Here is a 6,473-nt window from a genome sequence, read left to right on the forward strand (position 1 = left end):
CGATTGTTCCCGAAATCCCACGCAGGGGAACGCTTGGCGGTCCTTCCGGGTTTGATGATCGCCGGCGCCATCGCGGCGGATATGGGGGAGCGTCCATTCATGAACATCGTCAGCAAGCCGGGGCGGCTGGGCACTCCATGCCTGGCCTGCCCGTTGCGCCTGAAGCCCGCCTTCAAGGACAAGACCGACGACGAGATTCGCTTCATCCAGGCGATGAAGCTCGATCACCGCCCGCTGCCGGCCGGGGCCGACATCATCCACCCCGGTCAGGAGGATGCCGAACTGTACACGCTCTATTCGGGTTGGGCCTTCCGCTACAAATCGCTGCCCGATGGTCGCCGCCAGATCCTGAACTTCCTGTTGCCCGGGGATCTCGTCGGGATGCAGGCCTCACTGCTGAGCGCAGCCGAGCATGGCATCGAAGCGCTCACCGATGTCGAGCTCTGCGTCTTTCCGCGCCGGCGGATCTGGGATCTTTTCGTCAAGATGCCGTCGCTGGCCTACGAACTGGCCTGGCTCAGTTCGCGCGAGGAGGGGCTGGTCGACGACAATCTGATGTCGGTTGGGCAGCGCAATGCCGGGGAGCGCATCGCCGCGCTTATCATCTCGCTCTACCACCGCGCCGATGCACTGGGACTGGTGACGAACGACAGCTTCGCCTTTCCGCTGTCGCAGCAGCAGCTCGCCGACGCGCTCGGGCTGTCCCTTGTCCACACCAGCAAGACCTGGTCGCGGCTGCGCAAGGCCGGGCTGTTCTCATTGTCCGGCGGTCGCCTGACGCTGCTCAATCCCCGCCTCACGGCACATATGGCCTCGGTCTTCGATCAGAGCTCCGCTCTCAGGCCATTGATCTGACAGGTTTTTGGTCGCCATATGGAAAAGAGCTTGGCGGGCGGGCGGTCTTGACCCCATATGCGCCGCAGGTAACGTTCGGCTGCGTCAGACTCGTCGTCCGGACGGCGATCAAGGGGTGCCATGTCTTCGACGGTTCGTCATCGTCCGCGTGCAACGTCGCTTGCCGCCCGCCTCGGTCAGTCCCGGGTGGCGTCGCGGATCGAGGGCGAGGTGCGGGTGACGGCGGCCGATCTGGTCGACAGCGTCGCCGAGGCCAAGCTCAAGGTTGCCGCGGTCCGTTACAAGGTCGAGAGCGAAGTCCGCAGTACGGCCGAGAAGTTCAAGAGCCGGGTCAGCGAGGCCAAGGCCAAGCTCGGCGACGAGGCGCGCTTCATCAAGTCCTGGATCGACGATCCGCTTCGCACCGGTTCGGTGACGCCGTCCAGCCCGGCCCTGGCCCGGCGGATGGCATCCTATGTCGACCCGGCGCAGCCGGGCCCGGTCATCGAGATCGGCCCGGGCACCGGCCCCGTCACCGAGGCGCTGATCGAGCGCGGCATCGATGAGGGCAGGCTGATCCTCGTCGAGTACAGCCCGGAATTCTGCGAGCTGCTGCGCCAGCGCTTCCCGCGGGCGACGATCGTTCAGGGCGATGCCTACGCGCTTTCCGAGACGCTGGCCGGCCATCTGCAGGAGAAGGCGATCGCGCTGGTCTCGAGCCTGCCACTGTTCAACCGCCCGCCGGCCACGCGTTCGGCTCTGGCGAAGGAGGCGTTCCCGCTCCTCGTCGATGGCGCACCCTTCATCCAGTTCACCTATTCGGTGATCTCGCCGATCCCCCGCAAGGGCTCGGGCCTGAAGGCCTCGGTCTCGGACTGGGTCCTGCGCAACATCCCGCCGGCACGGGTCTGGGTTTATCGCCAGAATCGTTGATATATCGGCGTTTTGGCATTCCCGCTCTGCACGCAACGCGCGATTCGCGCCGCTTTCCTCACCGAATCGTAACACCTCGCTGCTAGGCCGCATCTGCGACCGGGTGTTCTGCTGGCCTGCTCGCCAGAGGACCGGATCAGCCGATGAGTGCGCCAGTCCTCCGCTTCAGCCTGCCGCGCTGGCGCATTACGCGCTGGCTTGCGGACGCTGGCCCGGATGTCCCGCCCGAGATCCGGATCGCATTGGTGGGCAGCCTGTACGGCACGTTGCCGATCTTCGCCGGCGGCGTCATCAATTCGTTGGCCGTGTCCTTCCTGATCGCCTGGCGCATCCCGACGCTGCCCTTCACGCTGTGGTGCGCGTTCGAGGTGGTTTGCTGCTTCGTGCGCCTGTGCGTCCTGATTTCGGCGCGCAAACGGGCCGAGCGCGGCCAGTCGACACCGACGGACATCTATCTCCTGCTCGGCGTGGCCTGGGCGGCCGGCATCGGGGCCGGCACCTTCCTCAGCCTGATGAGCGGCGACTGGGTCGCGGCGGCACTCGCCTGCCTGTCGGCCGCTGCCATGGTCGGCGGCATCTGCTTTCGGAATTTCGCCGCCCCGCGGATGGCGGGCGTGATGATCGCGCTGACCCTCGGTCCCTGCGTGCTTGCGGCGCCGTTCCTGTCCGAGCCGATGATGCTGATCACCTTCATGCAGATTCCGTTCTACCTCTTCAGCATGACGGTGGCGGCCTACAAGCTGAACGGGATGCTGATTTCGACCATGCGGGCCGAGCGCGAGAACGCCTTCCACGCGCGGCATGACATCCTTACCGGGCTGTCGAACCGGGCGGGGCTGGCAAAGGCCTTCGCCGCGAGGTTCGACAGCGAGGCGCCTCCAAAGGGGCTGGCGCTCGTCTATCTCGATCTCGACGGCTTCAAGGCCGTCAATGACAGCTTTGGCCATATGGCGGGAGATGCCCTACTGCAGCTGGTGGCCGAGAGGCTGCGCGGCCTCGTTCGCGCGTCCGACATTGCGGCGCGCATCGGCGGCGACGAATTCGTCGTGCTCTCCGAGCAGACCGAGCGGACGCAGCTGCAGCGCTTCGGCGAGCGGATCGTCCGGGAGATCTCCGAGCCCTATGAGCTGGATAGCGGGCACACGCTCAATATCGGCGCGTCGGTCGGCATCGCGCTCGCTCCCGAGCACGGCCGCGACATGAACAGCCTGATGTCGGCGGCCGATGCCGCGCTGTACCAGGCCAAATCGCGGGGCAAGTCGCTCTGCGTCATCGCCTCCCAGCGGCCGATGATCGAGAGCGCGTCGCCCGGCGCGGCGCTGCGCCTACAGTGACGCCCCTCCGGCGGCCACGCGGCTCGCTGCTTCCCGGCTTGACCCACCGGCCGGCTTGAGGCTTGCCTGAGATCCGCACCAGCCGGGAGGGTTGAGCGTGGCGGATATCGCGCGGCTGGTCCGCGACATTGCCGACGAGATGCGCGAGGCCGACGGGCGCGGCGAGGTCGCGATCTACATCCCGCCGCTCGCCCGCATCGATCCCAGGCAGTTCGGGCTCTGCGTGGTGACGGCGGACGGCCAGGTCCACGCCGCCGGCGACAGCGACGAGCCCTTCTCGATTCAGAGCGTCTCCAAGGTCTTCGCCCTGACCCAGGCGCTCGGCAAGGTCGGCGATACGCTCTGGCGCCGGGTTGGCCGCGAGCCATCCGGCACGCCTTTCAATTCCATCGTCCAGCTCGAGCGCGAGCAGGGCGTGCCGCGCAACCCGTTCATCAACGCCGGCGCGCTGGTTGTCGCCGACGTCAATCTCGCGGGCCACGAGCCGCGCGTCGCCATCGGCGAATTGCTGCGCTTTCTTCGCTATCTCGCCGACGACGACACCATCATCATCGACGAAGCCGTTGCGCGGGCGGAGCAGGCCACCGGCTTCCGCAATATCGCGCTGGCCAACTACATGAAGGCGTTCGGCAACATCTCGCATGCGCCCGAGCTGACGCTTGGCGTCTATTTCCATCAATGCGCCATCGCCATGAGCTGCCGACAGCTCGCCATGGCCGGGCGATTCCTCATGCATGGCGGGCTCTACGAGCCCGGGGGCCCGCGTGTCGTGTCGGCCCAGCGCGCGCGGCGCATCAACGCACTGATGCTGACCTGCGGCCACTACGACGCCTCGGGCGATTTCGCCTTCCGCGTCGGCCTGCCCGGCAAATCCGGCGTCGGCGGCGGCATTCTCGCCATCGCCCCGGGCAAGGCCGCGATCGCGGTCTGGTCGCCCGGCCTCAACGCCAACGGTAATTCCCTGCTCGGCACGCTCGCTTTGGAGCGGCTGGCCGAGGCAACGGGCTGGTCGGTGTTTGCGGGCTAGCGGCGGGAACCGCTAGCTGCGCAATCCCGGCGCTTCCTGCCCGGTGCGGGCGACATACTCGGTATAGCCGCCGCCATAGGCATGGACGCCGTCCGGCGTCAGCTCCAGCAGGCGGTTGGACAGCGCGGCGAGGAAATGCCGGTCGTGGCTGACGAAGAGCATCGTGCCCTCGTAGTTCGAGAGCGCGGTGATCAGCATTTCCTTGGTGGCGATGTCCAGATGGTTGGTCGGCTCGTCCAGCACCAGGAAATTCGGTGGGTCATAGAGCATCATCGCCATGACCAGACGCGCCTTCTCGCCGCCTGACAGCACGCGACAGCGCTTCTCGACATCGTCGCCGGAGAAGCCGAAGCAGCCGGCGAGCGAGCGGAGCGAGCCCTGCCCGGCCTGCGGGAAACGGTCCTCCAGCGCCTCGAAAACGGTGCGCTCGCCGTCGAGCACCTCCATGGCGTGCTGGGCGAAATAGCCGAGCTTGACGCTGGCGCCGATGTTGACCGTGCCGGTATCGGGCTCGGCCGAGCCGGTAACGAGCTTCAGAAGCGTCGACTTGCCGGCGCCGTTGACGCCGAGCACGCACCAGCGCTCCTTGCGCTGGATCTGGAAGTTCAGCCCGTCATAGATGCTGCGGCTGCCATAGGCCTTGTGCACGTTCTTCAGGCTGACCACGTCGTCGCCCGAGCGCGGCGCCGGCTGGAACTCGAAGGCGACGGTCTGGCGCCGCCGCGGTGGCTCGACGCGCTCGATCTTGTCGAGCTTCTTGACGCGGCTCTGCACCTGAGCGGCGTGCGAGGCGCGGGCCTTGAAGCGCTCGATGAAGGCGATTTCCTTGGCGAGCATCGCCTGCTGGCGTTCGAATTGCGCCTGCATCTGCTTTTCGGCCAGTGCGCGCTGCTGCTGGTAGAACTCGTAATCGCCGGAGTAGCTCGTCAGCGCGCCACCATCGATCTCGATGATCTTGCCGACGATGCGGTTCATGAACTCGCGGTCGTGCGAGGTCATCAGCACGGCGCCGTCATAGTTCTTGAGGAAGGATTCCAGCCAGATCAGGCTTTCGAGGTCGAGATGGTTCGACGGCTCGTCGAGCAGCATCGCGTCCGGGCGCATCAGCAGGATACGCGCGAGCGCGACGCGCATCTTCCAGCCGCCGGAGAGGCCGCCGACATCGCCCTCCATCATCTCCTCGCTGAAACCGAGGCCGGCCAGAACCTCGCGCGCCCGGCCGTCCAGCGCATAGCCGTCGAGTTCCTCGAAGCGGCCCTGTACCTCGCCATAGCGGGCGATGATCTCCTCCATCTCGTCGACCCTGTCGGGATCGACCATGGCGGCTTCGAGTTCGGCAAGCTCGGCCGCGACCGTGCTGACCGGGCCGGCGCCGTCCATCACTTCGGCGACGGCGCTGCGCCCGGCCATCTCGCCGACATCCTGGCTGAAATAGCCGATGGTGATGCCGCGATCGGTCGAGACCACGCCTTCGTCGGGCGCTTCCTCGCCGGTGATCATCCGGAACAGTGTGGTCTTTCCGGCGCCGTTCGGCCCGACCAGCCCAACCTTCTCGCCCTTCAGCAGCCCGGCCGAGGCCTCGATGAAGACGATCTGTTTTCCGTTCTGCTTGCTGATGTTCTCGAAGCGAATCATGCGTTTGAAAAACCTTGGAGCGGTGCGTCCCGTGCCACTAAGCCATCGGGAGCGGGCAGGAAAGGCGGCGCGAGGCCGCGATCAGGCTGAAAGGGAGGCGCTGCGCGCGTCCGCGGCACTGAGGAGATCGGCGGGCGTGAGCGCGATCTGCAGGCCGCGCTGGCCGCCATTGACGTAGACCAACGTCTCGCCGGAGGCGGCGTGGTCGATGATCGTCGGCAGCTTGCGCTTCTGCCCGAAGGGGCTGACGCCGCCGACCTTGTAGCCGGTCAGCCGCTCGGCATCCGGAACCGGCATCATCGCCGCCGACTTGCCGCCGAAGGCCGCGGCGACCTTCTTCATGCTGGCCTCGCGGTCGGAGGCGAGCACGATGCAGACCGGCTTGCCGTCGACCTGCGCGATAAGCGTCTTGAGCACGCGCTGCGCCGGCGCACCCAGCGCTTCGGCAGCCTGCAGTCCGACGCGCTCGGCATTCGGGTCATAATCATAGGTATGAAGCTCGAAGCTGATCCCGAGCTTCTTCAGCGCCAATGTGGCGGGGGTCGTCTGGGCCATGGTCTCGAGCCTGTCCGGGCTGTCGGAACGGACGCAGCCACGAGGAACTGCGCCATCGAAGCCCAGTACCCGCTCATCGGCGGCTTGGAAAGCAAGGCGCGCCGGTTGCCGGCCGCCGTTACCGCTTCACCACGCGGGCGCCGGGCACGGGTTCG

Annotated in this window: 6 protein-coding genes; 4 read left to right on the forward strand and 2 right to left on the reverse strand. The window is 66.7% G+C overall.

Going from position 1 to position 6,473, the window contains the following annotated elements; translation table 11 throughout:
- Nucleotides 1–99 precede the first annotated feature (99 nt).
- From ACIPIA_RS08240 to ACIPIA_RS08255, 4 genes are all read left to right on the forward strand, one after another.
- A complete protein-coding gene (locus ACIPIA_RS08240) occupies nucleotides 100–855 on the forward strand; it encodes a Crp/Fnr family transcriptional regulator (protein ID WP_400508421.1) in 756 nt (251 codons plus the stop codon).
- 120 nt (nucleotides 856–975) lie between these two features.
- A complete protein-coding gene (locus ACIPIA_RS08245; protein ID WP_400508422.1) occupies nucleotides 976–1,767 on the forward strand; it encodes a class I SAM-dependent methyltransferase in 792 nt (263 codons plus the stop codon).
- Nucleotides 1,768–1,910: 143 nt separating this feature from the next.
- Nucleotides 1,911–3,101 carry a diguanylate cyclase domain-containing protein gene (locus tag ACIPIA_RS08250; RefSeq protein WP_400508424.1) on the forward strand — a complete coding sequence of 397 codons (1,191 nt, stop codon included), beginning with the start codon at nucleotides 1,911–1,913 and terminating at the stop codon, nucleotides 3,099–3,101.
- A 97-nt stretch (nucleotides 3,102–3,198) separates the two neighbouring features.
- A complete protein-coding gene (locus ACIPIA_RS08255) occupies nucleotides 3,199–4,128 on the forward strand; it encodes a glutaminase (protein ID WP_400508426.1) in 930 nt (309 codons plus the stop codon).
- Between the two features lie 12 nt (nucleotides 4,129–4,140).
- Here the strand turns inward: ACIPIA_RS08255 and ACIPIA_RS08260 are convergent, their stop codons facing one another.
- Complete coding sequence (locus ACIPIA_RS08260; RefSeq protein WP_400508428.1) at nucleotides 4,141–5,763, reverse strand: ABC-F family ATP-binding cassette domain-containing protein; 1,623 nt, start codon at nucleotides 5,761–5,763, stop codon at nucleotides 4,141–4,143.
- Between the two features lie 81 nt (nucleotides 5,764–5,844).
- Nucleotides 5,845–6,318 carry a Cys-tRNA(Pro) deacylase gene (ybaK, locus tag ACIPIA_RS08265; RefSeq protein WP_400508430.1) on the reverse strand — a complete coding sequence of 158 codons (474 nt, stop codon included), beginning with the start codon at nucleotides 6,316–6,318 and terminating at the stop codon, nucleotides 5,845–5,847.
- Between the last annotated feature and the right edge of the window lie 155 nt (nucleotides 6,319–6,473).

This window comes from Allobosea sp. CER48 (assembly GCF_044752385.1).
In the GTDB taxonomy this organism is placed as follows: Bacteria; Pseudomonadota; Alphaproteobacteria; order Rhizobiales; family Beijerinckiaceae; genus Allobosea.

Excerpts from the sequence above, each read along its gene's own strand:
- ACIPIA_RS08245 (WP_400508422.1), top strand. The coding sequence starts at position 976 with ATGTCTTCGACGGTTCGTCATCGTCCGCGTGCAACGTCGCTTGCCGCC.
- ACIPIA_RS08260 (WP_400508428.1), bottom strand. The coding sequence starts at position 5,763 with ATGATTCGCTTCGAGAACATCAGCAAGCAGAACGGAAAACAGATCGTC.
- ACIPIA_RS08250 (WP_400508424.1), top strand. The coding sequence starts at position 1,911 with ATGAGTGCGCCAGTCCTCCGCTTCAGCCTGCCGCGCTGGCGCATTACG.
- ACIPIA_RS08240 (WP_400508421.1), top strand. The coding sequence starts at position 100 with ATGAACATCGTCAGCAAGCCGGGGCGGCTGGGCACTCCATGCCTGGCC.
- ybaK (WP_400508430.1), bottom strand. The coding sequence starts at position 6,318 with ATGGCCCAGACGACCCCCGCCACATTGGCGCTGAAGAAGCTCGGGATC.